30 protein-coding genes are annotated in these 25,195 nt (G+C 59.1%); 17 read left to right on the top strand and 13 right to left on the bottom strand.

What is annotated here, in order from left to right; all coding sequences use genetic code 11:
- Nucleotides 1-17 precede the first annotated feature (17 nt).
- From AC2FLZ_RS10140 to AC2FLZ_RS10130, 3 genes are read left to right on the top strand one after another with little or no spacing between them, the layout of a single operon-like run.
- On the top strand, nucleotides 18-167 hold the full coding sequence (locus AC2FLZ_RS10140) for a hypothetical protein (protein ID WP_480484525.1): 150 nt from the start codon (nucleotides 18-20) through the stop codon (nucleotides 165-167).
- A gap of 30 nt (nucleotides 168-197) precedes the next feature.
- On the top strand, nucleotides 198-587 hold the full coding sequence (locus AC2FLZ_RS10135; protein WP_496882152.1) for a hypothetical protein: 390 nt from the start codon (nucleotides 198-200) through the stop codon (nucleotides 585-587).
- Nucleotides 588-625: 38 nt separating this feature from the next.
- A complete protein-coding gene (locus AC2FLZ_RS10130; RefSeq protein ID WP_496882151.1) occupies nucleotides 626-1,099 on the top strand; it encodes a copper chaperone PCu(A)C in 474 nt (157 codons plus the stop codon).
- 92 nt (nucleotides 1,100-1,191) lie between these two features.
- On the opposite strand, the gene AC2FLZ_RS10125 is transcribed toward AC2FLZ_RS10130, so the two are convergent.
- Together AC2FLZ_RS10125 and AC2FLZ_RS10120 are read right to left on the bottom strand one after the other, a co-directional pair.
- Nucleotides 1,192-1,800, bottom strand: a complete 609-nt coding sequence (locus AC2FLZ_RS10125) for an HdeD family acid-resistance protein (RefSeq protein ID WP_496882150.1) — start codon at nucleotides 1,798-1,800, stop codon at nucleotides 1,192-1,194.
- A 62-nt stretch (nucleotides 1,801-1,862) separates the two neighbouring features.
- Nucleotides 1,863-2,561, bottom strand: a complete 699-nt coding sequence (locus AC2FLZ_RS10120) for an NAD-dependent deacylase (RefSeq protein ID WP_496882149.1) — start codon at nucleotides 2,559-2,561, stop codon at nucleotides 1,863-1,865.
- Between the two features lie 21 nt (nucleotides 2,562-2,582).
- Here AC2FLZ_RS10120 and AC2FLZ_RS10115 point away from each other — a divergent pair, with 21 nt between their 5' ends.
- Nucleotides 2,583-3,032, top strand: coding sequence for a low molecular weight protein-tyrosine-phosphatase (locus AC2FLZ_RS10115; RefSeq protein ID WP_496882148.1), 450 nt, complete (start codon nucleotides 2,583-2,585; stop codon nucleotides 3,030-3,032).
- Here the strand turns inward: AC2FLZ_RS10115 and AC2FLZ_RS10110 are convergent.
- The 3 genes from AC2FLZ_RS10110 to AC2FLZ_RS10100 form a co-directional block, all read right to left on the bottom strand.
- Nucleotides 3,029-3,982, bottom strand: coding sequence for a LysR family transcriptional regulator (locus AC2FLZ_RS10110; protein WP_480473633.1), 954 nt, complete (start codon nucleotides 3,980-3,982; stop codon nucleotides 3,029-3,031). The genes AC2FLZ_RS10115 and AC2FLZ_RS10110 overlap by 4 nt on opposite strands.
- A 65-nt stretch (nucleotides 3,983-4,047) precedes the next feature.
- Nucleotides 4,048-4,356, bottom strand: a complete 309-nt coding sequence (locus AC2FLZ_RS10105; RefSeq protein WP_480473632.1) for a hypothetical protein — start codon at nucleotides 4,354-4,356, stop codon at nucleotides 4,048-4,050.
- Between the two features lie 173 nt (nucleotides 4,357-4,529).
- Nucleotides 4,530-5,618 (bottom strand): hypothetical protein, encoded by a 1,089-nt coding sequence (locus AC2FLZ_RS10100; RefSeq protein WP_496861880.1) that lies wholly within the window; start codon nucleotides 5,616-5,618, stop codon nucleotides 4,530-4,532.
- A 51-nt stretch (nucleotides 5,619-5,669) separates the two neighbouring features.
- On the opposite strand from AC2FLZ_RS10100, the gene lepA reads away from it, so the two are divergent.
- The 3 genes from lepA to AC2FLZ_RS10085 all read left to right on the top strand — a co-directional run bounded on the left by lepA (nucleotide 5,670) and on the right by AC2FLZ_RS10085 (nucleotide 9,696).
- Complete coding sequence (gene lepA / locus AC2FLZ_RS10095) at nucleotides 5,670-7,469, top strand: translation elongation factor 4 (RefSeq protein WP_496882147.1); 1,800 nt, start codon at nucleotides 5,670-5,672, stop codon at nucleotides 7,467-7,469.
- 3 nt (nucleotides 7,470-7,472) lie between these two features.
- The gene (locus tag AC2FLZ_RS10090; protein WP_496882146.1) at nucleotides 7,473-8,930 is read left to right on the top strand and encodes a P-loop ATPase, Sll1717 family; all 1,458 of its coding nucleotides are present in this window, start codon (nucleotides 7,473-7,475) and stop codon (nucleotides 8,928-8,930) included.
- 412 nt (nucleotides 8,931-9,342) lie between these two features.
- Complete coding sequence (locus tag AC2FLZ_RS10085) at nucleotides 9,343-9,696, top strand: hypothetical protein (protein WP_480518951.1); 354 nt, start codon at nucleotides 9,343-9,345, stop codon at nucleotides 9,694-9,696.
- Between the two features lie 116 nt (nucleotides 9,697-9,812).
- Here AC2FLZ_RS10085 and AC2FLZ_RS10080 read toward each other — a convergent pair whose 3' ends face one another.
- From AC2FLZ_RS10080 to AC2FLZ_RS10065, 4 genes are all read right to left on the bottom strand, one after another.
- The gene (locus AC2FLZ_RS10080) at nucleotides 9,813-10,535 is read right to left on the bottom strand and encodes a hypothetical protein (RefSeq protein ID WP_496715363.1); all 723 of its coding nucleotides are present in this window, start codon (nucleotides 10,533-10,535) and stop codon (nucleotides 9,813-9,815) included.
- 480 nt (nucleotides 10,536-11,015) lie between these two features.
- Nucleotides 11,016-11,432, bottom strand: a complete 417-nt coding sequence (locus tag AC2FLZ_RS10075) for a type II toxin-antitoxin system Phd/YefM family antitoxin (protein ID WP_480518955.1) — start codon at nucleotides 11,430-11,432, stop codon at nucleotides 11,016-11,018.
- An 830-nt stretch (nucleotides 11,433-12,262) separates the two neighbouring features.
- The gene (locus tag AC2FLZ_RS10070) at nucleotides 12,263-12,400 is read right to left on the bottom strand and encodes an entericidin A/B family lipoprotein (RefSeq protein ID WP_209505735.1); all 138 of its coding nucleotides are present in this window, start codon (nucleotides 12,398-12,400) and stop codon (nucleotides 12,263-12,265) included.
- Nucleotides 12,401-12,460: 60 nt separating this feature from the next.
- Nucleotides 12,461-12,802, bottom strand: a complete 342-nt coding sequence (locus AC2FLZ_RS10065; protein ID WP_496882145.1) for an ArsR/SmtB family transcription factor — start codon at nucleotides 12,800-12,802, stop codon at nucleotides 12,461-12,463.
- A 359-nt stretch (nucleotides 12,803-13,161) separates the two neighbouring features.
- Between AC2FLZ_RS10065 and AC2FLZ_RS10060 the strand changes: the two genes are divergently transcribed.
- From AC2FLZ_RS10060 to AC2FLZ_RS10035, 6 genes are all read left to right on the top strand, one after another.
- On the top strand, nucleotides 13,162-13,794 hold the full coding sequence (locus AC2FLZ_RS10060) for an ATP-dependent Clp protease proteolytic subunit (RefSeq protein ID WP_480473624.1): 633 nt from the start codon (nucleotides 13,162-13,164) through the stop codon (nucleotides 13,792-13,794).
- 132 nt (nucleotides 13,795-13,926) lie between these two features.
- The gene (gene clpX, locus AC2FLZ_RS10055) at nucleotides 13,927-15,195 is read left to right on the top strand and encodes an ATP-dependent Clp protease ATP-binding subunit ClpX (protein ID WP_480473623.1); all 1,269 of its coding nucleotides are present in this window, start codon (nucleotides 13,927-13,929) and stop codon (nucleotides 15,193-15,195) included.
- A gap of 195 nt (nucleotides 15,196-15,390) precedes the next feature.
- Nucleotides 15,391-15,753, top strand: coding sequence for a RidA family protein (locus AC2FLZ_RS10050; RefSeq protein ID WP_496882144.1), 363 nt, complete (start codon nucleotides 15,391-15,393; stop codon nucleotides 15,751-15,753).
- Nucleotides 15,754-15,833: 80 nt separating this feature from the next.
- Nucleotides 15,834-16,217, top strand: coding sequence for an NADH:ubiquinone oxidoreductase subunit NDUFA12 (locus AC2FLZ_RS10045; RefSeq protein ID WP_496715358.1), 384 nt, complete (start codon nucleotides 15,834-15,836; stop codon nucleotides 16,215-16,217).
- Nucleotides 16,218-16,228: 11 nt separating this feature from the next.
- The gene (gene mlaD, locus AC2FLZ_RS10040; RefSeq protein ID WP_480484512.1) at nucleotides 16,229-16,681 is read left to right on the top strand and encodes an outer membrane lipid asymmetry maintenance protein MlaD; all 453 of its coding nucleotides are present in this window, start codon (nucleotides 16,229-16,231) and stop codon (nucleotides 16,679-16,681) included.
- Complete coding sequence (locus AC2FLZ_RS10035; protein WP_480518957.1) at nucleotides 16,678-17,046, top strand: DUF2155 domain-containing protein; 369 nt, start codon at nucleotides 16,678-16,680, stop codon at nucleotides 17,044-17,046. Before mlaD ends, AC2FLZ_RS10035 begins: the two co-directional genes overlap by 4 nt.
- Here the strand turns inward: AC2FLZ_RS10035 and aat are convergent.
- The 4 genes from aat to AC2FLZ_RS10015 all read right to left on the bottom strand — a co-directional run bounded on the left by aat (nucleotide 16,992) and on the right by AC2FLZ_RS10015 (nucleotide 20,223).
- Nucleotides 16,992-17,633, bottom strand: coding sequence for a leucyl/phenylalanyl-tRNA--protein transferase (gene aat, locus AC2FLZ_RS10030; protein WP_480518959.1), 642 nt, complete (start codon nucleotides 17,631-17,633; stop codon nucleotides 16,992-16,994). The two genes, AC2FLZ_RS10035 and aat, sit on opposite strands and share 55 nt — an antisense overlap.
- A 48-nt stretch (nucleotides 17,634-17,681) precedes the next feature.
- Nucleotides 17,682-19,031, bottom strand: a complete 1,350-nt coding sequence (gene accC / locus AC2FLZ_RS10025; RefSeq protein WP_480495078.1) for an acetyl-CoA carboxylase biotin carboxylase subunit — start codon at nucleotides 19,029-19,031, stop codon at nucleotides 17,682-17,684.
- 9 nt (nucleotides 19,032-19,040) lie between these two features.
- Nucleotides 19,041-19,535, bottom strand: a complete 495-nt coding sequence (gene accB, locus AC2FLZ_RS10020) for an acetyl-CoA carboxylase biotin carboxyl carrier protein (RefSeq protein WP_480473619.1) — start codon at nucleotides 19,533-19,535, stop codon at nucleotides 19,041-19,043.
- Between the two features lie 151 nt (nucleotides 19,536-19,686).
- Nucleotides 19,687-20,223: a LuxR C-terminal-related transcriptional regulator gene (locus tag AC2FLZ_RS10015; protein WP_209505755.1), complete on the bottom strand. Its 537-nt coding sequence runs from the start codon at nucleotides 20,221-20,223 to the stop codon at nucleotides 19,687-19,689.
- Nucleotides 20,224-20,432: 209 nt separating this feature from the next.
- On the opposite strand from AC2FLZ_RS10015, the gene AC2FLZ_RS10010 reads away from it, so the two are divergent.
- The 4 genes from AC2FLZ_RS10010 to AC2FLZ_RS09995 all read left to right on the top strand — a co-directional run bounded on the left by AC2FLZ_RS10010 (nucleotide 20,433) and on the right by AC2FLZ_RS09995 (nucleotide 25,166).
- The gene (locus tag AC2FLZ_RS10010) at nucleotides 20,433-21,725 is read left to right on the top strand and encodes a helix-turn-helix domain-containing protein (RefSeq protein WP_496822128.1); all 1,293 of its coding nucleotides are present in this window, start codon (nucleotides 20,433-20,435) and stop codon (nucleotides 21,723-21,725) included.
- Between the two features lie 77 nt (nucleotides 21,726-21,802).
- Complete coding sequence (locus AC2FLZ_RS10005) at nucleotides 21,803-22,183, top strand: response regulator transcription factor (protein WP_480473617.1); 381 nt, start codon at nucleotides 21,803-21,805, stop codon at nucleotides 22,181-22,183.
- The gene (locus AC2FLZ_RS10000) at nucleotides 22,183-22,488 is read left to right on the top strand and encodes a hypothetical protein (protein WP_480518966.1); all 306 of its coding nucleotides are present in this window, start codon (nucleotides 22,183-22,185) and stop codon (nucleotides 22,486-22,488) included. The genes AC2FLZ_RS10005 and AC2FLZ_RS10000 overlap by 1 nt, the downstream gene beginning before the upstream one ends.
- A complete protein-coding gene (locus AC2FLZ_RS09995) occupies nucleotides 22,488-25,166 on the top strand; it encodes an ATP-binding protein (protein WP_480624019.1) in 2,679 nt (892 codons plus the stop codon). The genes AC2FLZ_RS10000 and AC2FLZ_RS09995 overlap by 1 nt, the downstream gene beginning before the upstream one ends.
- Nucleotides 25,167-25,195 lie beyond the last annotated feature (29 nt).

Genomic DNA, 25,195 nt, shown 5'->3' with positions numbered 1-25,195 from the left:
CAGGCGGGGGCCACATTATGACGTTAAAAAGTTTTTATCTTTTCCTGTTTCTGGCCGCGGTATTCCGCAAGGCGATTGCAACCTGCACACGGATGCAGCGCTGGGTGAACCGGTCCCATACCAGCTTCACCACAGACAGGGTGAAAAGACCCGGACTGGATTATTGAAAAACAGCTTCAAGCGCGACCCTTTGGCGCTTGAAGCTTTTCCCGTTGCTGACCTATAGCTGGGTCAGAATGAGACCTTCTGTTACCAGATTTCTGCCTTATGTGCTGACCCTTCTGCTGGTTCTGACCGGGCAGGGGCTGGCCATGTCGCGCGGCATGGACAAGGCGGTGGGTCAGATGGTGCTGTGTACGGGCACCGGCCCGGTTGTCGTCTATATGGACGAAAACGGGCAACCGACCGCCCCGCCGCATTACTGCCCGGACTACGCAATATCCTTGCTGGGGGCCGTTGCGGTTGCCGAACCGGCACTGCCTGCCGCGCCGGAACAGGCGCAACCAGCACCGCTGCGGCATCTGGGCAACCAGATCGCCCTTCCGGTTCCCGCAACCCCGGCCCGCGCGCCTCCTGTCAGCGTTTGAAACCCACCCTTTTCAAACCTTTATACAGGAGAGGCACGATGTCCCTCAAAACCACTCTGCTCGCAACCCTGGCCGCCGTGTCGCTGGCCATCCCCGCCTTTGCCGAAGGCACCATCACGGTTGACGACGCCTATGCCCGGTCCTCGGGCAAGACCGCCATCGCCGGTGCTGCGTTCATGATGATCCATAATCAGGGTGACGCGGATGACCGGCTGATCGGTGTAACCTCGGACGCGGCAGCGCGTGTTGAATTGCACACGCACCAGGTCGATGAAAACGGCGTGGCCAAGATGGTGCATGTCGAAGAAGGATTTGCCATTCCAGCCGGTGAAACCCACATGCTGAAACGCGGCGGCGACCATGTGATGTTCATGGGGCTGACGGCCCCGTTCGAACAGGACGCCATGGTTCCGGTCACGCTGATCTTTGAAAAGGCAGGCGAGGTTGAGATCGAGATTCCCGTGGATCTGGAGCGTCAGGACAAAGGCGGCCACGGAACGCATTCGAACTAGGGCAACGCCTGTCTTCGGGCCGCGCGGCAGCCCTCATCCATGCGTCAGGCCGGGCTTTGCCCGGCCTGTTTTCCATGCGGCCGCGGATGGCGTTATTTGTTGATGGTTTTCAGGCCGACACGGTCGCCCGCCTGATGGAATCGCGAGGCCAGCCAGAACATGACAGCGGCCATGGCCAGCGCCGAGAATGCGATACCCCAGCCCAGCGCAACCAGCGCCACCGCAGGCCAGATCATCAGGACAAGCCCGACGACAAGCGCGACAAATCCCGAAACGCGCATGGAGCCGCGTTGCGGGTCACTTGCATGCATCTGCCCGGCAGCCGCCAAGGATCCGATCCCGATGATCAGCGCCCATGCGCCCAACAGGAAAAACGCCAGTTTCACCGTGCCTTCCGGCCAGATCAGCAGGACAAGCCCGATCAGAAGCGCGCCGATCGCAGCACCTCCCAGCACCCCGCGACGGCCAACACCCAAAAGCGTCAGCCCACCGTCGAGGATCAGCAACACACCGACCAGCCGCAGCAGCAGCGCGATGCTGCCCGATGGCCAGAACAGGGCCGCGATGCCCACAAGCCCGGCCAGCACCCCGCGCAGCAGAAAAGTCCACCACAGGCTGGACAGCTGTTCCCCCAGCATGTCGCGCCCGGCCATGCTGCCGTCATCCAGGATTTCACCGGTGTGGGGGTCTTGATCAGTCATGGGGCATCCTCCAGTCGCTATTGCAGATAGTGTACACAAATTAAGCCAGCGTTGTCTGTAGCTTAAGAAATTCCCGCAAGAAGCTGACCAACCCATCGCGGAACCGTTTCGGATGCCCTGCCGACAATGCGCTCGTCAAAGCCCGACGGCCCGGGCGTCGGTTCCAGATTGATCTCGACCGTCCGCGCACCCGCCGCCTGCGCCTCGTGGACAAAGGCCGCCGCCGGATAGACCTGACCCGAGGTGCCGATGGCGGCAAAGATCGATGCGCTGGCAAGGTGGTCGTAGATGTCGTCCATGTAATAAGGCATCTCGCCGAACCAGACCACATCGGGCCGGGCGGTGGGCTGGCCGCAGGCGGGGCACGGCTCGGCGACGGCCATCTCGGGCGGGGCGGGCCAGCGATGATCGCACCCGGAACACAGGGCACCCGCCAATGTGCCATGCATGTGGATGACACCCGTCGCACCGCCTGCTTCATGCAGGCTGTCTACGTTCTGGGTTACGATCACGACCTCTGCGTGCCAGCCCTGCTGCAACCGGGCCAGCGCCATGTGGGCCGCGTTGGGCTGCACGGCGGCGGCCTGAACGCGGCGTGCATTGTAAAACCCCTGCACCAAGGCGGGATCGCGGGCAAAGCCCTCGGGTGTGGCCACATCCTCAATCCGGTGCTGTGCCCACAGCCCGCCTTCGTCGCGGAAGGTGCTCAGCCCGCTTTCAGCAGAAATCCCGGCCCCGGTCAGAATGACGATCTTTCCCATATCCCCTCCGCGCGTTACACCTTGGCCACGACACACCGTATCCTCTTTGTCTGCCTGGGCAATATCTGCCGCTCTCCCGCGGCCGAGGGCGTCTTTCGCGCCCGCGCACCGCATCATGCAACCGACAGTGCCGGAACCATGGGCTGGCACGCGGGCAATCCGCCCTATGGCCCGATGCAGAAGGCTGCAAACTGCAGAGGCATTGACCTCGGCGACCTGCGCGCGCGCCAGTTCACCGTTGCTGATTTCGACCGGTTCGACCTGATCATCGGTATGGATGCCCAAAACATCGCCGATATCGAAGACCTGCGCCCGTCGGGCAACGGCACGCCGGTTCGCCTGCTGACGGATTTCGCCCCTCAGACCGGTGCCGATCACGTACCCGATCCGTATTACACGCGGGATTTCGACGGCGCGCTGGACCTGATCGAAGCGGCGGTCGAGGGGCTTGCCGCCCATCTGGACACCTAGCCGCCGGTCACCCGCAACTGGCCGCTCAGCCAGGGCAGCTTGGCAACCGCCGGGTCCACGATCTGGTTCTGCATCAGACGCCGGGTCATGCCCGCAACCTCCTGCGGGACCTGATCGGACCACTCGGTGCGCGCCAGCAGCGATATGTTGCGCGAGAATTCCCCGAACGGGGCAGGGTGCGCCTCCAGCCCCTCATGGAACCGCGCCGCGCGCATAAAGCCCAGCGGCGTGGTGATTGCCCAGCCCAGACCCCGCGCCACCATGGCCATCAGCGCCATGTGCGAGCCGATCTCGAACCGTTCCTCGAACACCTGCGACCGGCGCGCCAGATGCGCCTCGATCTGGCGGCTGATCAGCTGCTCGCGGGCATAGCGCAGAAACGGCAGCCGCTCCTGCACGGCCTCGACCCCGCCCGATCCCTGCGGCGCCACCAGAATGAACGGATCATGGACCAGCGGGTATTCGACCACCCCCTCCAGTACTTCGCCGCTATGGGCGGTGACCGCCATATGCAGGCGCTGCTCGGCCAGCGCCTCGAACAGATCAAGGCTCGACAGGGTGATCAGCTTGAATTTCGACCGGGTCAGGCTGTCGGCCAGCAAGGTGGCCAGCCGCGGTGTCAGATCATTGTCGAAATCGTCGATCAGCCCGATCGACAGCGTGGTCAGATGCCCCAGATCCATGACCGACAGCTCGCTCTGGGCCATGTGCAGCTCGGCCAGAACCGCCTCGGCCCGCGCAAGGAAACTGCGCCCCGCCTGCGTCAGCCGCATCGGTCGCCGCCCGTGATCGACCAATTCGGTCCCCAGCGCGTTTTCCAGATTGCGCAATTGCTGCGATACGGATGGCTGGCTGAGCCCCGTGATCTCGGCAGCCTGTGCCACCGATCCCGTCCGCGCCAAAGCCTCGAACACTTCAAGGCCCCGCAGGGTCAGCCCTTTCATTACCATGCAATACACCTTTCGCTGCGCCTTTCTGGGGCGCAGCGTGGATCAGGTCAAGCATTCTGAACGGGTTAGCTGCAGATCGCCTGCGCCATCTGGCCAAAGTTCTGGTACCGATCCCACAGCGCATCATCGCGCGCGGATTTCGACATCTTCAGCACCTGCGCCTGATGGGGGTCCTTGAACCATTTCGCCACGGTCTTCTGATCACTGCGCGTCAACGCCTGATCCGCCACGCGCTGAATGCAGCTGCACCGGTCCCGCGTCGCGGCCGAGCGGTCCGACGCCATGCACGCCTGCCTGATCTGCGCCGCATCCGCGACCTGAGCCACCGCCGTCAGCGATGCCGCACAAAATGCGATAATGAGGAACTGTTTCATACTCGAGCCTCGTTTTTGCCTGCCCGGACGGGTCTGACGCCCCTCTCGGTCTGCGGCGGAGTATGAATCAAACGGGCGCGCGGATCAATCATACGTTGCGAAAAAGTGATTACACGGTCCGGAAACGATACATCCCCACCACCCCCGTAGGCCGGGCTTCAGCCCGGCACCGGTCAGGACAGGAACGGCAGCCAGTCTTCGATGGCTTTGATCAACGCTTCAATTTTCTCTGGATAATTTGCAGCATACCCTGCTCCTGTCGCAGGAATACCCCACTTGATCAAAGTATCGACCGCAAGATCGCCCTTGCCTGCACACCATTTGAGAAATCCTGCCAATCCAGATTTGAACTTAGCCAGAATAGCCTCAATCCACTCACGAGCAGGGCGTTCCTCTTCCAAAGCCGTCGAGAGGTCTTCGGTCGCTTCCCAGATCAAGGTTATCGCGCCCGACAACCGTTCGTCTTCGATGCTCTCAGGAGGATTGTTGCCTCCGATACCGAGACGCGCAGATCTTCGAACCGTCAGACTGCCTTTGATGTCCGATAAGGCTTTCTCGACTTCCCATCGCGCCCGAATTTCCGCGATTTCTTCAGCAACTGCTTCCGGCCCCGCGCGCCATATAGCATCGTCTATCAAACAAATCTCGCGATACAGTTCCCAGTTCTTTGCGCGACCCTCGTATATTTCCACAAGCCATTGGTTCCAAAACTCCGATGCTGGCGCACCCAGAATTTGCTTCAATCTCTCGAAAAAACGTTGATCGGGGGCAAGATCGGAAGGCGGGGCAGTTCTCCAAATCGGCACACGCATAAGCGAATCAAGATGAGAACGCTCATCAATTGACTTGGCATCTAGTTCGATTTCTCGCCATCGTTCGGGTTTGGCAAATTGTGGATTGTCCAGAACCCCAATTGCCAAAAGTTTTCCACTTCGGCCGCGCTCTACTGATCTGGCAGTGTAATAGGCATTACTTATCGCGGTGCTGTGCCCTAACGATTGTGTAAAGGCGGCGGCTCTTTTCGTAGCTTCGATCAGTTCGGCGTCGCCACTTAAAATTGCGCTGATCGCCGAAATCAGGCAACGGAGCGTCCATAACATCGCGAGGGGCGCAGGATCTTCTGGTTTTTCCTTCTCCAGTGTCCAGACGAGATTTGGGAGAACTCTAAATGTTGCTCTTGCAGCAAGTAGCGTCACGGCTTCGTCATCATTTTGGTCGACCCAAATCTCTAGTTCTCGAGTGTTCGAAATGCTTACAGGCATTCACTCAATCCTTCTTGACCAACCCACGATTCCTCTACATATCCCCAACCCATGACAGACCTCGCTCATATCCGCAATTTCTCCATCGTCGCGCATATCGACCATGGCAAATCCACCCTTGCTGACCGGCTCATCCAGGAGACCGGGACAGTGCAGGATCGTGACATGAAGGAACAGCTGCTCGACAGCATGGATATCGAGCGCGAGCGTGGCATCACCATCAAGGCCAACACGGTTCGCATCGACTATACCGCCGATAATGGCGAGACATATGTGCTGAACCTGATCGACACCCCCGGCCACGTGGATTTCGCCTATGAGGTCAGCCGGTCGATGCGCGCGGTCGAGGGCTCGCTGCTGGTCGTGGACAGCACCCAGGGGGTCGAGGCGCAGACGCTGGCCAATGTCTATCAGGCCATCGACGCGGATCATGAGATCGTGCCGGTCCTCAACAAGATCGACCTGCCCGCCTCCGATTGTGACCGCGTGGCCGAACAGATCGAGGACGTGATCGGCATCGACGCAAGCGACGCCATCCGGGTCAGTGCCAAGACCGGGCAGGGCATCCACGAGACGCTGGAAGCGATCGTGCACAAATTGCCCGCGCCGCAGGGCACTCTGGACGCGCCGCTCAAGGCGATGCTGGTGGATTCGTGGTACGACGCCTATCTGGGCGTCATCGTTCTGGTCCGCATCATGGACGGCACGTTGAAAAAGGGGATGCGGGTCAAGTTCATGTCGAACGGCACTCTGCACCATGTCGACCGCGTCGGTGTCTTCCGCCCGGAAATGCAGATGATCGACAGTCTCGGCCCGGGTGAGATCGGGTTTCTCACCGCCTCGATCAAGCAGGTCCGCGACACCCGCGTCGGCGACACCATCACCAATGACCGCAATGGCACCGAAGTCGCGCTGCCGGGCTTCAAACCCGCGCAGCCGGTGGTGTTCTGCGGCCTCTTCCCGGTGGATTCCGCCGAATTCGAAGACCTGCGCGACGCGATCGAAAAGCTGGCCCTGAACGACGCCTCATTCTCGTATGAGATGGAAACCTCGGCCGCGCTTGGCTTTGGTTTCCGCTGCGGTTTCCTTGGCCTGCTGCACCTCGAGGTCATCCGCGACCGGATCGAGCGTGAATATGATATCGACCTCATCACCACCGCGCCCAGCGTGATCTATCACGTCTACATGAAAGACGGCGTGATGATCGAGCTGCACAACCCCGCCGACATGCCCGACCTGTCCAAGGTCGACCACCTTGAGGAACCGCGCATCAAGGCGACCATTCTGGTGCCCGACGAATATCTCGGCGACGTGCTGAAACTCTGCCAGGACCGCCGCGGCATCCAGATGGACCTGACCTATGCGGGCCAGCGCGCCATGGTCGTCTATGACCTGCCCCTGAACGAGGTCGTCTTTGACTTCTACGACCGCCTGAAATCGGTGACCAAGGGCTATGCCAGCTTTGACTACCAGATGACCGGCTACCGTCAGGACGCGCTGGTCAAGATGTCGATCCTTGTGAATGACGAACCGGTCGACGCGCTGTCGACCATGGTTCACCGCGACCGGGCCGAGATGCGGGGCCGCGCGATGTGCGAAAAGCTCAAGGACCTGATCCCGCGCCACATGTTCAAAATCCCGATCCAGGCCGCCATCGGAGGCAAGGTCATCGCCCGCGAGACCCTGTCCGCCCTGCGCAAGGACGTGACCGCGAAGTGTTATGGCGGAGATGCAACACGTAAGCGGAAATTGTTGGATAAACAAAAAGCTGGCAAAAAGAAGATGCGTCAGTTCGGCAAGGTTGATATTCCTCAGGAGGCATTCATCTCTGCGTTGAAAATGGATAGTTAACTCATGCTTGGTGACCATTATTTCGGTGACGTTGAAGCTATCGACGAAGGTCGCAACCATCCGAACTACTTCGATCTGACCTTTATTGTTCCAGAATCATTTTCACTGCGGTCACTTAACAACAGCAAAAAATACCTTGTTGTTGGCCGTAAGGGGGCTGGAAAAACTGCGGTGCAGTTCCATCTTTCGCGAGAGCTTGGCCAGAAGGGATATCTCACTCACTTTTTTTCGTTTCACAATGATTTAAAACCGAAAGATTATGATGCTGCGAAGCAAGGTCAGAAAATTGATTTACTAGACCTTGTAAACTCAAAGAATATTTTCCTGAATTATGATTTCAGGGAGCTCTGGCATCGAACTTTTCTTGTAAAAATTGCCGAAACCTTAAGCGAAGGCGGTTATGAAAGTGATTTTACAAAATTCTGCCTAACTGGCCGAAACAAATTGCTTGGAATATTTGAAGGAATACTTCGATCTGCGAATGTTTCACTTTCAGGGGAAATGATTGGAATATCGGCCGGTATTGGATTTGATTTTAGTAAGTTGGAAAGAAAAGAGATCAGCTTAGATCAATTTAATTTGATCGCAATGGAGCTTCTAAAGAAAAACCATGATATCCATCGCGCTTATCTTTTTGTAGATGAACTTGTTTTCTCTAAGCTGGATGCTCAAGATGACGAAGTGAGAGTTAGAGCTGCGATGGTGCGCGATATTTTCAGAACTACGCGCACTATGAACAACTTTTTCCATCAAAATGATTTAGACTTCCATGTGATCTGTGCGGTTCGCCCGGAAATACGAGATCTGATCAATGACTTAGACTCGGAGATCGGCAAGATATTTGATTCGAAATCTGTGGAGTTAACTTGGGATATCTCTGACGGCGACGACAGTTTGCTGTACAGGCTGTTGAAGCAAAAGGTTGTTCATTCTCTTCCCGGAAGACAAGTGAACTTCTCGGATTTTGTGGATAATCAGATATCATTTTCCGGAAGACCGTCTAGCTTAGAAGAATTTTTGCGTACAAACACTTGGGCTAGACCACGTGATGTTGTCCAACTTCTTTCAGCTATATCTGAAAAGAATCCTAATGCAGAAAAAATCGGTGAAAAAGAGATCAAAAACGCGTTGAATGAGTTTGGCCGTCGGTCTTTTTCTGAAATAATGGAAGAAGTCAGTGTCAAGAACGGTGGTCTCATTGCGTCCAAACTACGACAGAGCGTTCACCGTAGAGAGTATCAAGATTATAGTGATTTTGAACACAACGTTCTTTCAAGTTTTAGAGATTTCGATCTTGAGCAACTTGTGAGCGACTTGTTTCACTTCGGTGTAATTGGAAATTTCGATGATGGTTTTAGGTATCGTCGTTATTACTGGTTTCATAGAGGTGAAGAGTTCTTCAAAAAGAACCTTGGCGTTTCTATCCACCCCGGTCTTTGGAATTACTTCAACATACGATAGTTCTCGTAGACCAGTGGTGAGTTTAGATCGAGATTTATTTATGTGTAACTAACCTAAGTATCTGACGGGCGTCACCGTTCAGGACCATGACATGGCCCGTTTGCGCCCCAGGGCTCCGCCCGTTCGGCCCTGAAACGGTCCCCCGGACCGTTTCCAAGACAGGCCTCACCACCTCGGGCCGGCGCTGCCCTCTGTTCTGTTACTCAATCGGGTTTTATGCGTCGTAGGGCGGGCTTCAGCCCGCCAATCCACCACTCCCCCATTTCCCCGACCCCAAACCACCGCGCATGGATCGGCTGTATCCGGTGGCGGGCTGAAGCCCGCCCTACGGTGTGGTGTTCAAATTTCAGGAAAATGGCAAACAGTGATACACTCCCGGCATTCCAATCAATTGATAAACGGAGGGATTGCCATGGACGCGCAACTTCGGGCGCAATACGCCATCAGCCGGTTTCAAGACTACCACGTCATCATGCGCACCACGCTGTTCTGCTTTGTAGGTATCGCCGCCATCATCAGCTTTGCGCCCGACGGTTATGCGCTGGCTCAGGCCATTCTGGTCATCGCCACAACCGCCTACGGCATTCTGGCGGGCGGGGCCACTTTGGATGATCTGGTCAATCTGCGTTCTGATATCGACGGGGAATTCGCCAATACCCATTATGCCAAGGGGTTGCAGGACAGGAACACAAAAGGGTTGAAGCTGGTCTCTCACGCGCTGATTGGCCTGACCGGGCTGGTCCTGCTGATCGCAGCTTTTGCCTAGACCGTCGCGACATCCGTAGGGCGGGGTTGGTTGGGCGGTTGTACCTGCGCTTGCGCCATTGGGGTTCTGGCCGTTTGGGGCCCTCAAGTCTGCGGGTCAACCGTCGGACCCACACCTCACCCGCGCGGCACCAAATGCAACCATTGCATTGGAAAACCGCGACCTTCGGACAGGATCGGCCATTTGAAATCATCCCCCAACCGGATAATCTCATCCATCTCGGACGTGTCGCGCACGCTTCCGTCCACATAGGCGACATCAAAATACCCGGCGCAGAACGCTTCGATCGCTTTCAGTTTCGCATCGCCATCCTCCACCATCTGGGGGTGCAGTTCGATCAGAAACTCCGACCTGCGGTAATGCGTCAGAAAATCTTCGGTCATCAGACTGAATTCAACGCCCTCGATATCGATCAGAAAGAAGATGTCCGCCGGGTCGGGGGCCACGCTTGCGATATTTTCAACCGTGTCCGTCAGCGCATCCCCAAATACCGTCACACGGTCGCCCACGCCGTTATGTTCCGCCGTTTCCCGGATCACATCCCGGCCTTTTGCCGAAACCTCAAAGCACACGCTTTTTTCGAACTGCCCGGCAGCCACAAGCCCGACGCCCCAAAATCCGTCCGCCGCGCCGATATCCACCAGCACCGGCTTGTCCGAGTTGCTCAGCACCTTCAGGTTCTGCTGCTCATACAGGCCAAAGATTTTCGTGGCCGTATCCGAATGCCCGCCCCAGAATGCGTTTTCGACAAAGCGAAACCCCTTCATCGGCCCGCACAGCACCTGTCCGCGGCTTTGTTCCAGCACGAACAGCGAAAACTCGTTGCGGAACCTGCGCACAATGCTCTTGAACTCTCGATGTTGTCGCTTTGGAAATCGCATGTTCTGTCTGGGGCTTTTCATGTTTAATCGGACGCCCCCGGATGAGGGCAGTTGCCTGAAATCCCTGTTTAAGTTGTGGTGCGCGGTGTTGGAAGGAAAAACACAGTGCGCAATACCGGGCAGGGTGAGGTTTTCTCTCTGTCCACCTTTCCCGCGCATGAACCCTTGATGAAGTTTCCTTCAGGCAGGTTGCAACCGCCGCGCGCCCTTCCAATCTCAGTCACAGGCCACCACGGCCCGCACCCCAAAGGAGGGTGCCGATCATCAGATCAGAGATTTCCGTAGCCTGCGCACCGGGACTGTTTTCGACCCCGTTCCGGCCCGTCAGGTGAACCGAAGCGTTTCCGGCCCGGTCGGGTTGTTAAGGGGTATGAGCCGCCATTGCTCACGGATTGCGGCGGAGGGGGTGTTGGTACCACCGCCGGGCCGGAACGCTTCTCAGAAACGGAACCAGCGTCTCCATCGTGCGGAGGCAGGCCGGGCGGCCAGTTCACCGCCTGCGACAGGATCCAGACCGCCCCGCGCCAGAATGCGGCGTTCCTCGGCGCGGGTCATCTGGATCTCGCGGACCTTCAGCGCGGCCTCGCGTGCGGTGACATAGCGGCCGTCCGGTCCCGGTTCCATACCGGGGATGTTGCGCCCCTTCGACCACATCCCCCGCAGCCCCGACAGCGGGTGTTTCCACCCGATCTCCTCATCATCCTGCAACTGCCAGATCCGGTTGGCCTCGGTCATCGAGACCAGCGCGGCCAGCGGCTTGCCGTGCCGGGTCAGGATGATCACCTCACGCGGGTCCTGGGCGCGGGTGATCAGCGGCCCCAGATGGGCGCGGGCATAGGAAATGGTGCAGCGCATCGGCGAATCTCCGTCTGTACGATTCGTAAGATTGGAGGTCCGAGCGTTGTACAAATCGCACAATTTTGGCCTAACGGGCCGCGCGGAGCGTTTTGCACCCGCAGCATCGCAGGAATTTCGGGCGCCGGGGTCACGTCCGGTTTTTTCCGCCCTCAACCCTTCACGGGATCGGGGATTCTCGGGTTATCCACAAAACTCTCCCGCCGGATATCAACATCTTATCCCCGTCTAATTTTCATGCTGCAGTGCTATTTTCTTGTCGGATGCAGGGCGTGGTGCAACAGTCATCTCACCGCACAGGGTCTTCGGAACCGGGGCGGGACGCAAAGGCCAAGGGGGTCTGAGCAGAGGAAGGCGGATCTTAGGATTTGCATTTAACTGCAAAGGCTTACCGGTTGGTGATCAGCCAGATATGGGTCTCGGACCCAGGTCGGGTGGCCATCTTCTCAAACGGCCAATGCATGTCGCGATGGACCTTAGGGGACAAAGCGGCGGCTGCAGTCTCTCAGGGGGCTGGGGCGACTGGATCGGAGTGCTCCTCGGGGTGCGTCGACCCGGTAAGGCGTCAGGGCGTATCCGTAAGGGTACATGCAAAGACCGCGTCTGCGCACCTGACGCCTTTTCTTATGCCGAAATTCGGTTTCATACAGGCTACCACTCACCCCTGCCGAACGGGAACGGGGCTCTTCTGCGTGCGCGAAAGAGCCCCGATTTAGTGTCAGATATGCAATGCCGCGTCTATGCACCTGTAGGGCTAGACTACTGCGTGTGGGCGCAATCTTCAACCATATATTGCGTTAATGTCCGGCTCGCCCGCAAGATAAGCGCGTTTACAGGCTTTCCTGCACGTCCGAAGCTGCGTTCTGGATTGCATCCCCGGCCTTTTCGATATCTTTACCCGCGCCTTTGGCGGTTTCGCAGGCGGTGAGTGCAAACAGGCTCAGGCCAATCAGAATTACGCGGATCATGTGTGTCTCCTCAGTGCTCGATACGGATTCGGTAGCACCTTTCTCGACACCAAGCCAGAGCTAGCCTTTGTCCTCACCGCAGAACAGCTCGTACACCACTTCAAGCATCCGGCGCGGGCGGTCATCGGCCAACTGGTAGAAGATGGTTTTGCCCTCTCTGCGCGGTATCACAAGCCCCTCCAGACGCAGGCGGGAAAGCTGTTGCGAAACAGCGGCTTGTCTGGCGGACAACAGCTCTTCCAACTCGGTGACAGATTTCTCACCGGACACCAGGTGGCACAGGATCATCAGCCGGCCTTCGTGACTGATTGCTTTGAGGAAGTTGGACGCGCGTGTCGCATTATCGACCATACGATCCAGGTCGTGTTGCGACATGTCCTGGGACAGCTGTGGAAGTGCCATCGAATGTGTTCCTTGTGAACCCGTTGACCGGGCGTAGTTTCCGTTACGTAAAGCTCGTCGCCTGCGAGCCCCTTCAGTACATGTTTCGATCAATTATTGCTATATGTATGAATCAAAAAACCGTGATCAGAAAAGGGGAACCCGCAGCCGTTTTTCCCGCAGCCCCTTGTGCAGGGCGCAATCACGGATGTGGTGGTACTGCGAGGCAGCGGCAGGTGTGGCATTCTTATTGGCGTTGGTCCACATTCGTTCTGTGTTCTCACCGACACCCCCTTGCAGCCCCCCGGAGCCAACACTAAGACTCAGGTAACACTTGTTGGGATAATGTCCCGATCCACAGCAAAACAGGCAGGTTGCGAATGTTCGATCCCGTAGATACCTACATGAATACGCTTGTCCCCATGGTCGTTGAGCAGACCAGCCGGGGCGAGCGCGCTTACGATATTTTCTCCCGCCTGCTGAAAGAGCGGATCATTTTCATCAACGGCCCGATACACGATGGCATGAGCCATCTGATCGTGGCCCAGCTGCTGCACCTTGAAGCGGAAAACCCCAAAAAGGAAATCTCGATCTACATCAACTCGCCCGGTGGCGTTGTGACCAGCGGTTTGTCGATTTACGATACAATGCAGTATATCAAGCCGAAATGTTCCACTTTGGTGATCGGTCAGGCCGCCTCGATGGGATCGGTTCTGCTGGCCGGTGGCGAGAAAGGGATGCGCTTTTCGCTGCCCAACAGCCGGATCATGGTGCACCAGCCCAGCGGCGGATATCAGGGCCAGGCCAGTGATATCATGATCCACGCGGCCGAGACGCAAAAACTCAAGGATCGCCTTTATGATATCTATGTACGTCATACCGGGCAGACGAAAAAAGCAGTTGAAAAAGCGCTGGACCGTGACAATTTCATGAGCCCGGAAGAGGCCAAGGAATGGGGCCACATCGACGAGATCGTGGAAAACCGCGCAAAAACGGACGCGGATGAGGTCTGAGTTCCGGAGCCTGCGTCACCGGCGCAGGAACCATTTTGAGATTGTAGCGGCCAAAACGCTGGCCTAAGCTGCACGAACAGGCGAAAACGCATCCCCGCCGGGGGTGCTGGGATGAGGCCCGAAAGGTAGATCATGGCGACGAATTCAGGCGGTGACGGGAAAAACACGCTCTACTGCAGCTTCTGCGGCAAAAGCCAGCATGAGGTGCGTAAGCTGATCGCAGGCCCGACCGTTTTCATCTGTGATGAATGTGTCGAACTTTGCATGGACATCATCCGCGAAGAGACCAAAGCCAGCGGGCTGAAGTCTTCGGACGGCGTTCCGACGCCCAAGGATATCTGTGAGGTGCTGGACGATTACGTGATCGGCCAGTCCACCGCAAAACGCGTCCTGTCGGTTGCGGTCCACAACCACTACAAACGTCTGAACCACGCCCAGAAGGCGGGCAATGATATCGAACTGGCGAAATCCAATATTCTGCTGATCGGCCCCACCGGCTGTGGCAAGACGCTGCTTGCGCAGACACTGGCCCGGATACTGGATGTTCCCTTTACCATGGCCGATGCCACCACGCTGACCGAAGCCGGTTACGTGGGCGAGGATGTTGAAAACATCATTCTCAAGCTGTTGCAGGCCAGCGAATACAATGTCGAACGCGCGCAGCGCGGCATCGTCTATATCGACGAAGTCGACAAGATCACCCGCAAATCCGAGAATCCGTCGATCACGCGCGACGTGTCCGGTGAGGGCGTGCAGCAGGCTCTGCTGAAACTGATGGAAGGCACCGTGGCCAGCGTTCCGCCGCAGGGCGGCCGCAAACACCCGCAGCAGGAGTTCCTGCAGGTGGACACCACGAATATCCTGTTCATCTGTGGCGGTGCTTTTGCGGGTCTGGACAGGATCATTGCACAACGCGGCAAGGGCTCGGCCATGGGCTTTGGTGCCGATGTGCGTGACAATGACGAGCGCGGCGTGGGTGAGATCTTCAAGGATCTGGAACCCGAAGATCTGCTGAAATTCGGCCTGATCCCCGAATTCGTGGGCCGTCTGCCGGTTCTGGCAACGCTTGAGGATCTGGACGAAGAAGCGCTGGTCACCATCCTGACCAAGCCAAAGAACGCCTTGGTCAAGCAATACCAGCGCCTGTTTGAGCTGGAAGATGTTGAGTTGGGCTTCACCGATGACGCGCTGAAGGCAATTGCCAAGAAGGCCATCGAGCGCAAGACCGGTGCACGCGGCCTGCGATCTATTCTCGAGGATATCCTGCTGGACACCATGTTCGAACTGCCGGGCATGAAAAATGTCAGCGAGGTTGTGGTGAACGAAGAGGCGGTGATGTCCGACGCGCAGCCGCTGTTCATCTATGCCGATGCGGCCAAGGAATCGGCCTCGGCGGGTTGAGGCCGGGCTTTTTGCCGCGACGGTGGGACTTCAGTTGAACCGGTTCAGGGGGCTCTGCCCCCGCCGCCCTTCGGGCATCTCCCCCGGGATATTTATAGCCAGATGAAGCTGGGGATCCGTCGCTCGCACGCGAAGGCATGCGCGGTCAGGCGGCGGGAGCTTAAGCAAGTTTTCGAACGACAAAGGTGACAGGTTATGACTGTGAAACGCATTTCTTCGGGCGGTGAGTTTGAGGCGAAAGTCGGCTATTGCCGCGCGGTGGTTGCGGGTGGCTGGGTTCATGTCGCCGGGACCGTCGGGCAGGGCGACGACGTGGTGGCGCAATGCCGGTCTGCGCTGGATGTCATAGATAAGGCGCTGGCTGAGGCAGGCGCGGGTTTCGAAGATGTGGTTCGGGTCACCTACATGTTGCCGGATCGCAATGAGTTCGCGCCGTGCTGGCCGGTTCTGGCCGAGACGTTTGGCGCCAATCCACCGGCCGTGACGATGATCGAATGCGGTTTGATTGATCCGAAGTACCGGATCGAGATCGAAGTGACCGCCTTCCTGCCGGAGTAACACTGGAAGCCCAAGGGGCACTGGACCTTGGCGAGCCTTTGGTCCATACCTTCTCTCGACCGAAATGCCGGAGGCAGCCGATGGGAATCCTGAACAGTCTTTTACGAGCCGTGACCTGGTGGAACGGGTCAACACTGAACACGCAGCTTTATACGGCGCGCAAGGGTGTGAAAGTGGGCGAAGACAATGAAGGCAATGTGTTTTATCGCACCGCCGACGACAGCAGGCGCTGGGTGATTTTCAATGGCGAGGCCGAAGCCAGCCGGATTGACCCGGAATGGCACGGCTGGATGCATCGCACCTGGGATGAACCCCCGACCGACAAGCCGCTGCCGCACAAAGCCTGGGAAAAACCGCATCAGGAGAACCTGACAGGCACGGCACTGGCCTATGCGCCTGCCGGGTCGCTGCGGCGGGCCAAGCCGGTTGAGCGCAGGGATTACGAGGCCTGGAGCCCGGAATAAACGAGGCGAAGATGTCGACCCATAACTGGACCGAAGTTCTTGTCGGAGGCGTCGTATTGGCCGGTGCCATCGCGTTTGGCGTCTATGCCAGCCAATCGACCGGCCTGTCGCAAGCTGCTGCGGGCTATGAGTTGGGCGCCTCGTTCCGGTCGCTGGAAGGGGTGGGCGTCGGCACCGATGTCCGTCTTGCTGGTGTGAAAATCGGCACTGTTACCGGGGTCAAGCTGAACCCGGATACTTATCGTGCTGACACGACTTTCTCTGTTGCGGAAGGCGTTCTTGTGCCCGATGACAGCGCCATCGTGATCTCGTCCGAAGGGCTGCTGGGTGGAAACTTTGTCGAAGTTATGCCTGGCGGTTCGCCCTTCTTTTTTGAACCCGGAGATGAGATTCAGGATACCCAGGGTGCGGTCAGCCTGATCTCGCTGCTGGTCAAGTTCGTGGCTGGAGATGGCGGCGAATGATGCGCGCCGCCCTGATTGCCCTGTTGCTGGCTGGAACCGGTGCCGCCGCGCAGCAGAAAGTCAACTCTGGCCCCGGCGCCATGCTGCGGGGGCTCGACAAAGTTAGTGGCCAGACGGTTGATATCGAATTGCAGACAGGTCAGACCGAACCTGTGTTCGGGCTGGATGTGGCGCTGGGGGATTGCCGGTATCCGGTGGACAACCCGACAGGCGATGCCTTCGCCTATCTGACCATTTGGGAAACGGGCAAGGCGGATCAGCTGTTTGACGGCTGGATGATCGCGACCTCTCCGGCGCTGAATGCGCTGGATCACGCGCGGTATGACGTTTGGGTCATCCGCTGTATCACGCCTTCTGCGGACTGAGTGATCGGCGCGGCAAAGTCGGCGCTCTGGTTCAGGGCTTCTTCCAGTTCTTTCTTGTAAGCACCACGCGGGATTTCGATCGCCCCAAGGGACGCCAGATGCGCGGTCAGGAACTGCGTGTCAAACAGGTGAAAGCCGGTTTGCCGCAGCCGGTCCACAAGATAGGCGAGCGCGATTTTCGAGGCATCCGTGCGACGCGAAAACATGCTTTCGCCAAAGAACGCGGCCCCCAGCGTCACGCCATATACGCCGCCCACCAGCGCCGCTCCGTCCCAGACTTCCAGTGAATGCGCATGGCCTGATTGATGCAGCTGGCGATAAAGGGCGTGCAGTTCCGCGTTGATCCAGGTGTCGGACCGGTCAGCGCACCCGTCGACGACGCCGGAAAAATCCCGGTTGATTGAAATCCCGAACCCGCAGTTCCGGATGCGGCGGGCCAGACTGCGCGAGATGTGGAACCCGTCCAGCGGAAATATCCCGCGAAACTTGGGGTCAACCCAGAACAGTTCAGGATCGTCGCGGTGTTCGGCCATCGGGAAAATACCGATGGAATACCCGTGCAACAGCAGTTCGGGGGTCAGGCTCATGCCGGTGATAGGGCGACCAGAGGGCGCGGGCCCTCTGGTACCTGGACCTTATTTTTCCATGTTCTCCGCAAGCCAGCGCTCCAGCCAGTGGATGTTGTACGCGCCGCTGTGCAGATCGGGCTCCTGCAACAGAGCGTGGAACAGGGGCACGGTGGTGTCGATGCCGTCTACGATCAGCTCTCCCAAAGCCCGCTTCAGGCGCGCCAGCGCTTCGTTGCGGTCGCGGCCGTGCACGATCAGCTTGGCAATCAGCGAGTCGTAATAAGGCGGGATCGAATAGCCGTCATAAAGCGCCGAATCCATCCGCACGCCCAGACCGCCCGGCGCGTGATAGGCCGTGATCTTGCCCGGGCAGGGCGAAAACTTCGGCAGCTTCTCTGCGTTGATCCGGACCTCGATGGCGTGACCGTTGATCTTCAGATCGTCCTGACCGAATGACATCGGCTCACCTGCGGCAACAAGAATTTGTTCGCGCACCAGATCGACGTCAAAGATGCCCTCGGTCACCGGGTGTTCCACCTGCAGGCGGGTGTTCATCTCGATGAAATAGAACTCGCCCTTTTCATACAGGAACTCGATGGTGCCCGCGCCGATATAGTTGATCTTGGCCACCGCGTCGGCGCAGATCTTGCCGATCCGGGCACGCTCTTCGGCGGTGATGCAGGGGCCGGGGGCCTCTTCAAAGACCTTCTGGTGACGGCGCTGCAACGAACAATCGCGCTCGCCCAGATGCACCGCATTGCCCTTGCCGTCGCCAAAGACCTGAATCTCGATATGGCGCGGCGTGGTCAGGTATTTCTCGATATAGACCTCGTCATTGCCAAAGGCGGCCTTGCCTTCGGCGCGTGCGGTCATAAAGGCGCTTTCCATCTCGTCCGCGTTCATCGCGACTTTCATGCCGCGCCCTCCGCCGCCAGCGGTGGCTTTGATGATGACGGGATAGCCGAATTCCTCACCGATGCGTTTGGCGTCGGCCAGCGTGGGAACGCCACCGTCCGAGCCGGGAACACAAGGCACACCCAGCGCCTTCATTGTGTCCTTGGCGGTGATCTTGTCGCCCATGACGCGGATATGTTCCGCGGTGGGACCGATGAACGTGATGCCATGATCTTCGACGATCTGCACGAACTCGGCGTTTTCGGACAAAAAGCCATAGCCGGGATGGATCGCCTGCGCGCCGGTAATCTCACAGGCCGAGATGATGGCGGGCACCGACAGATAGCTTTGCGGGCTGGGCGGGGGGCCGATGCACACCGATTCGTCCGCCATGCGCACATGCATCGCGTCGCTGTCGGCGGTGGAGTGGACGGCAACCGTCTTTATCCCCATCTCGCGTGCGGCGCGGATGACGCGCAGGGCGATCTCGCCTCGGTTGGCTATCAGGATCTTGTCGAACATGGGCCCGCCTTACTCGATGATGACCAGAGGGGTGCCGAACTCAACAGCGTCGCCATCGCCCACCAGCACGCGCTTGATGGTGCCTGATTTGGGGGCGTGGATGTGGTTCATGGTCTTCATCGCTTCGACGATCAGCAGCGTGTCGCCTTCGGACACTGTCGCGCCGACGGAAATGAAAGCGGGCGCTCCGGGTTCCGGCTGCATATAGACCGTGCCCACCATAGGCGAGGTGACAGCGCCCGGATGGCTGGCCGGATCTTCGGCGGCAGCAGGGGCCGCCGCGGGGGCCGCAGCCGGTGCCGCTACGGGGGCGGGCGCTGCTGCAGGAACAGCCATCTGAACCGGAGCGGCCACGGTCTGTGTCATACGGCTGACGCGCACGTTCAGACTGTCTTCTTCGCCATATTCGCGTTTGACCTGCAACTCGGTCAGATCGTTTTCGCGCAGCAACTCGGCCAGAGCCTTGATGAATGCCACATCCGCTTCGTGTTTAGTGTCTGTCATGAGTATCCTCGACGGTTCCCCTTTGGCCCGTCTGTTTCTTGCGGGCTCTGATCAAATTACGCAGGGTTATAGGCTAAGCGGCGGTGCATGAAAAGCGCCGACTCGCACCATCTGGCATGCGTTTCACGCGTAATTTAAAGGGTCGGACAGCTCACAGGGGCATCCCCGATAATTTGGCGACCAGTTCAGACAGCTTTCGCGCGCCGAATTTTTCAAGCAAACGGGCGCGGTAAGCTTCGATTGTGCGATAACTCAGTCCCAGCTCTGCTCCGATCTCCTTGGCCGACAGGCCACGGCAGGACAGGATGGCCACTTCGCGTTCACGGATGGTCAGTTCAACCAGCGGTCGTTCCTCGGATATGTCGGAAAAGCTCCAGATGCCGTGGCGGAACGGATCGTCCGGCGTCAGCGACCGGCCCCGGGCGCGGCACCAGAACAGGTCCCCGCTGCGGCGGCGCATGACGCGCTCATCCGTGTAATACCCGGTGCCGCGCATCACCTGCAGGCTGCGCTCACCGATCCTCTCCCAATCAGCGACCGAAGGGTAAAGGTGCAGCAGTGGCATGTTGCGATAGTCGTTTTCTTCTCCGCCAAAGGTGCGGGCAAATTGCAGGTTGCAGCGCCGGATGATCCGGTTTTCCAGCTCAACAAGCCCGATCGGCGCATATTCAAAGGCGGGGTCGCTCATGCGTGTATGGTGCCGGGAAAGCGCGCGGAAATGAAGGGGGGATGCGATGTCTTGCGCCAGATTGACGCCCGAAACAGATGCTGTGGTCTGCGCCAGTTTGTGAAAGTTGTAAATGCCGGTTGAAAAGAAATGATTAACCTACAGAAACAGATGTTATAATCTGAAAACGAATGTGAATTCCGCCAGATCTGAATTCAGGGAAAGTAGACATGCGCGACACGTTGACAGGCAGCCGCATTCGCGAAAGACGCCAGATTGCCGGGCTGCGGCAGGCCGAACTGGCGCGGCAGGCCGGCGTATCGGCGTCTTATCTGAACCTGATCGAACATAATCGCCGCAGGATCGGGGGCAAGTTGCTGGTCGATATTGCGGCGGCGCTGGGCGTTGAACCTTCGGTCCTGACACAAGGGATCGAGGCAACTCTGGTTTCCGCCCTACGTGAAGCGGCCGAGGAAGCGGTCGGGCAACAGGCCGAGGTTGACGGGCTTGAGGAGTTTGCCGGTCGTTTTCCCGGCTGGGCCGGTGTTCTGGCGCAGATGCATCGCCGTGTCGTGTCTTTGGAGCGGAACGTCGAAACCCTGTCCGACCGCCTTACGCACGACCCGCAACTGGCCGCGTCGATGCACGAGGTTCTGTCAACCGCCGCCGCGATACGCTCGACCGCCGCGATCCTTGCGGATACGCAAGATATCGAGGCCGAATGGCGCGAGCGTTTCCACAAGAACCTGCATCAGGATGCCGAACGGCTGGCAGGCAGTTCCAAGGCGCTGGTGACCTTCCTCGACGAAAGCGACTCGGCGGTTGATCCACGTGCCGTTCCCCTGGAAGAGGTCGAAGCCTTCTTTGAAACCCGCGGCTACACGATTTCCGAACTGGAAGACGGTGGCGATGTGGACGCGGTTGACCTGAGCGGGCTCAATACCTCGGCGGCGCGCACCGTCGCGCGCGAAGTTCTCAGAATCTATCGCGCAGACGCGCAGGCCCTGCCGCTGGAGGCCGTCAAAGCGGTTGTTCAACAGGGTGATCCGAACCCCATCGAACTGGCGCAGCGGTTCTCGGTTGATTTTGCCACCGTCCTCAGGCGGCTGGCTTTTCTGCCGGATGGCATCCTGTCACAACCGGTTGGCATGGTGCTGTGCGACGCGTCCGGAAGTATCCTGTTTCTCAAACCGATTCAGGGGTTTACCTTGCCCCGGCATGGCGATGTCTGCCCACTTTGGCCGCTGTTCACAGCCCTCAGCCGTCCGCTGGTGCCGGTGCGCAAGCAGGTCGTCCTGACCGGCAGGTCCTCGGCCCTGTTCGACTGCGTTGCCTATGCCTGGCCGCATGCAGTGTCGGGATACGATCAGGATCCGGCCTATCGCTCGGTCATGGTGGTGCGCCCGGTCAGGGACCCGTCAGACGGGGTGCCGGTCACTCAGGTCGGGCCGAATTGCCGTGTCTGCCCAAACCGCGATTGCAAAGCCCGGCGCGAGCCGTCGATTTTGAGCGAAGGTTTTTGACACGTTCATGACAGACCGCTTAATCTGGCGGGAACCGGTCCCGGGATGGAAGGCCGGTTATGGGAGGAATTGAACATATGAGCCGAAAGGTTCTGCTGATTGAGGACGAACCGAACATCGCCGAGGCTATCCGGTTCCTGCTGTCGCGCGAGGGATGGCAGGTCGAAACGCATGGCGATGGAACGGATGCGGTTCAGGTGATCCAGGGGGCGCAGCCCGATCTGGTCATTCTGGATGTCATGCTGCCGGGCAAGAACGGTATGGATATCCTTCGGGAACTCAGAAAAATGGAGGAACTGGCAGGCTTGCCGGTTCTGATGCTGACCGCACGGGGTCAGTCGCGCGACCGGGAAATGGCCGAAAACGCAGGCGTCAGCCGCTTCATGACCAAACCGTTTTCCAATGCCGAAGTTCTGACGGCCGTGCGTGACCTTCACGCGCAGGCGACGCGCATTTGATGTCCGGCGAGGGCAACAAGACCAAACCACCGGGCGCACGCCCTTCGCTTTTTCTGGAACGTCAAAGCTATCGTCGTCACAGGTTGACGGATGCCGCCCGGATTTTGCCCTTTCTGGGCGCGGCTCTACTGGCGCTTCCGTTATTGTGGCCGGATCGGTCTGGCGGGGATGCGGCGGTGCCCTTGTCCTCGGCGATGTATTACATATTCCTCTGCTGGGGCGCGCTGATCCTGGCCGGGTTTGTCTTTGGGCTGGCCGCCCGCCGCATGGCCGCGCGTGAAGGATCGGACACGGGCGCTGAGTGATGGCCACCATAAATATTCTGATTCTGGTTTGCCTTGGCTATGTCGTGTTCCTGTTCGCGGTGGCCTTCGCCGCGGATCGCATGGCTGCGGCCGGGCGTGGCAAATGGTTGCGTTCGCCCGTGATCTACACTTTGTCCCTGTCGATCTATTGCACTGCCTGGACGTTTTATGGCGCGGTGGGCAACGCCGCGCGGTCGGGGCTGGAGTTTGTCACCATCTACCTCGGTCCGACGCTGGTGATGGTCGGCTGGTGGTGGGGGCTGCGCAAGCTGGTGCGCGTCGGGCGCAGCCAGCGGGTCACCTCGATCGCCGACCTGCTGTCGTCCCGGTATGGCAAGTCGAACACGCTGGCGGTCTGCGTGACCATTCTGGCGGTGCTAGGCGGCACGCCCTATATCGCACTGCAACTGCAGTCGATTACCCTGTCCTTCTCGATCTTTGCCGAGGCTGACCCGTCAGGCCTCTACCGCGAAGGGTCCAGCGTGTTTTGGGTCGCGGCTGGTCTGGCCGTGTTTGCCATCCTGTTCGGCACCCGCAATCTGGACGTGAACGAACGTCACCATGGCGTGGTCACGGCCATCGCGGTCGAGGCCGTTGTCAAACTGTTTGCGCTGATCGCCGTGGGCGTTTTCGTGGTGTGGGGGATCGCGGGCGGCATTGGCCCGATGATGGACCGGATCGACGCCTCGGAAATCGGCCAGTGGAACGTCGATGCCGGGCGTTGGACGACGTTCATCTTTCTGTCCGCCGCCGCCTTTATCTGCCTGCCCCGGATGTTTCAGGTGATGGTGGTGGAAAACGATGACGAAGGCCATCTCAGAACCGCTGCCTGGGCCTTCCCGCTCTACCTGCTGTTCATGAGCCTGTTTGTCGTGCCCATCGCCGTAGTCGGTCTCGACCTGCTGCCCCAGGGTGCCAACCCGGACCTGTTCGTGCTGACCGTGCCGCTGTCCCAAGGCAATGACTGGCTGGCAATGCTGTCCTTCATCGGCGGGTTTTCCTCGGCAACCTCGATGGTCATCGTCAGTGCGATGGCCCTGTCGACAATGGTGTCGAACCATGTGGTCATGCCCATCTGGCTGAACACGCAGGAAGGCACCGGCTCGGTATCGGGCGATGTGCGCAACATTGTTCTTATGGCACGCCGAGTTTCCATTGCCGCCATCATTGCGCTGGGCTTTTTCTACTACCGGCTGTCCGGTGGCGGTGCGGCGCTGGCCTCGATCGGGTTGATCGCCTTTGCCGGTATCTCGCAGATTCTGCCAGCGTTGGTCGGGGGGCTGTTCTGGCGCAGGGCGACCCGGACCGGGGCGCTGATCGGGCTGACCGTCGGCTTTGTGCTGTGGATTTACACCCTGCTGCTGCCGGGAATGGGCGGGGCGTGGATGCCCGAAACCGTGCTGCAAAACGGCTTGTTCGGTCTCGGCTGGCTGCGCCCTCATGCCCTGTTCGGGATCGAGGGGATCGATCCGATGGTGCATACGGTGATGTGGTCCTTGTCCCTGAACACGCTTGCCTTCTGCGTCGCGTCCCTGCTCAGCTTTCCCAGCCCGTTGGAACGGTTGCAAGGGGCGCAGTTCGTCAACGTCTTCGATCACTCGGTCGCGCCGCGCGGTTGGTCCGGGTCAGTGGCGCAAAGCGAAGACCTGATGATCATGACGCAGCGCATTCTGGGCACCGGCCCCACACAGGAATTCTTTCAGGCCGAGGCGCAAAAACAGGGTGGCCGTTCGCACCTGCCGGAACCGACGCCGGGCTTTCTCAACCGTCTGGAACGCGAGCTCAGCGGCTCGGTCGGCGCGGCCATGGCCCATGCGATGATCGGCCAGATCGTGGGCGGATCGTCGGTCTCGGTCGAGGATCTGCTGGCCGTGGCCGACGAATCCGCGCAGTTGCTGGAATATTCCGGCCAGCTCGAGGAAAAGTCCTCCGAACTCAGCCGAACCGCACGCCAGCTGCGCGAGGCTAACGCCAAGCTCACCCAGATTTCCGAACAGAAGGACAGCTTTCTGAGTCAGGTCAGTCATGAATTGCGCACGCCGATGACCTCGATCCGGGCGTTTTCGGAAATCATGCGCGACACCGATGGCCTCAGCCGCCAGGAGCAGACCCGCTATGCCGCGATCATTCATGACGAAGCCCTGCGCCTGACCCGGCTGCTCGATGATCTGCTGGATCTGAGCGTGCTTGAAAACGGGCAGGTCAGCCTCAATCTCAGTGATGACAGCCTGCGCTCGGTTCTGGACCGCGCCGTGCCCAGCGCTCTGGCCGGGGCGGACCGAAAGATCACCGTCCGCCGGACCCGCACGGCCGAACGTATCTTTCTGCATACGGATCTGGATCGGTTGGGGCAGGTGTTCATCAACCTGATCTCGAACGCGCAGAAATACTGTGACGCGGACGATCCGGTGCTGGTCATTTCCGCCCATGATGTCGGCGGGCGGGTCATCGTCGACTTCATCGACAATGGCAGCGGCATCCCACCGGGTGCGCGCTCGATGGTGTTTGAAAAATTTGCCCGCGTGGGCGGCGACAAGGCTGGCGGAGCGGGGCTTGGTCTGGCCATCTGCCGCGAAATCATGCAGCGGCTGGGGGGAGAGATCACCTATCTGCCGGGGCAGGGCGGCGCGGCCTTCCGGATCAGCCTGCCACAGGCCTATCAGCAGGCGGCGCAGTGACGCGGCCATAAAGGACTTGGTAACGCCCG

The organism is Ruegeria sp. YKSF131, from assembly GCF_059612645.1.
The sequence above is the reverse complement of the archived record's forward strand: the minus strand, read 5'-3'. Positions and strand labels throughout refer to the sequence as shown.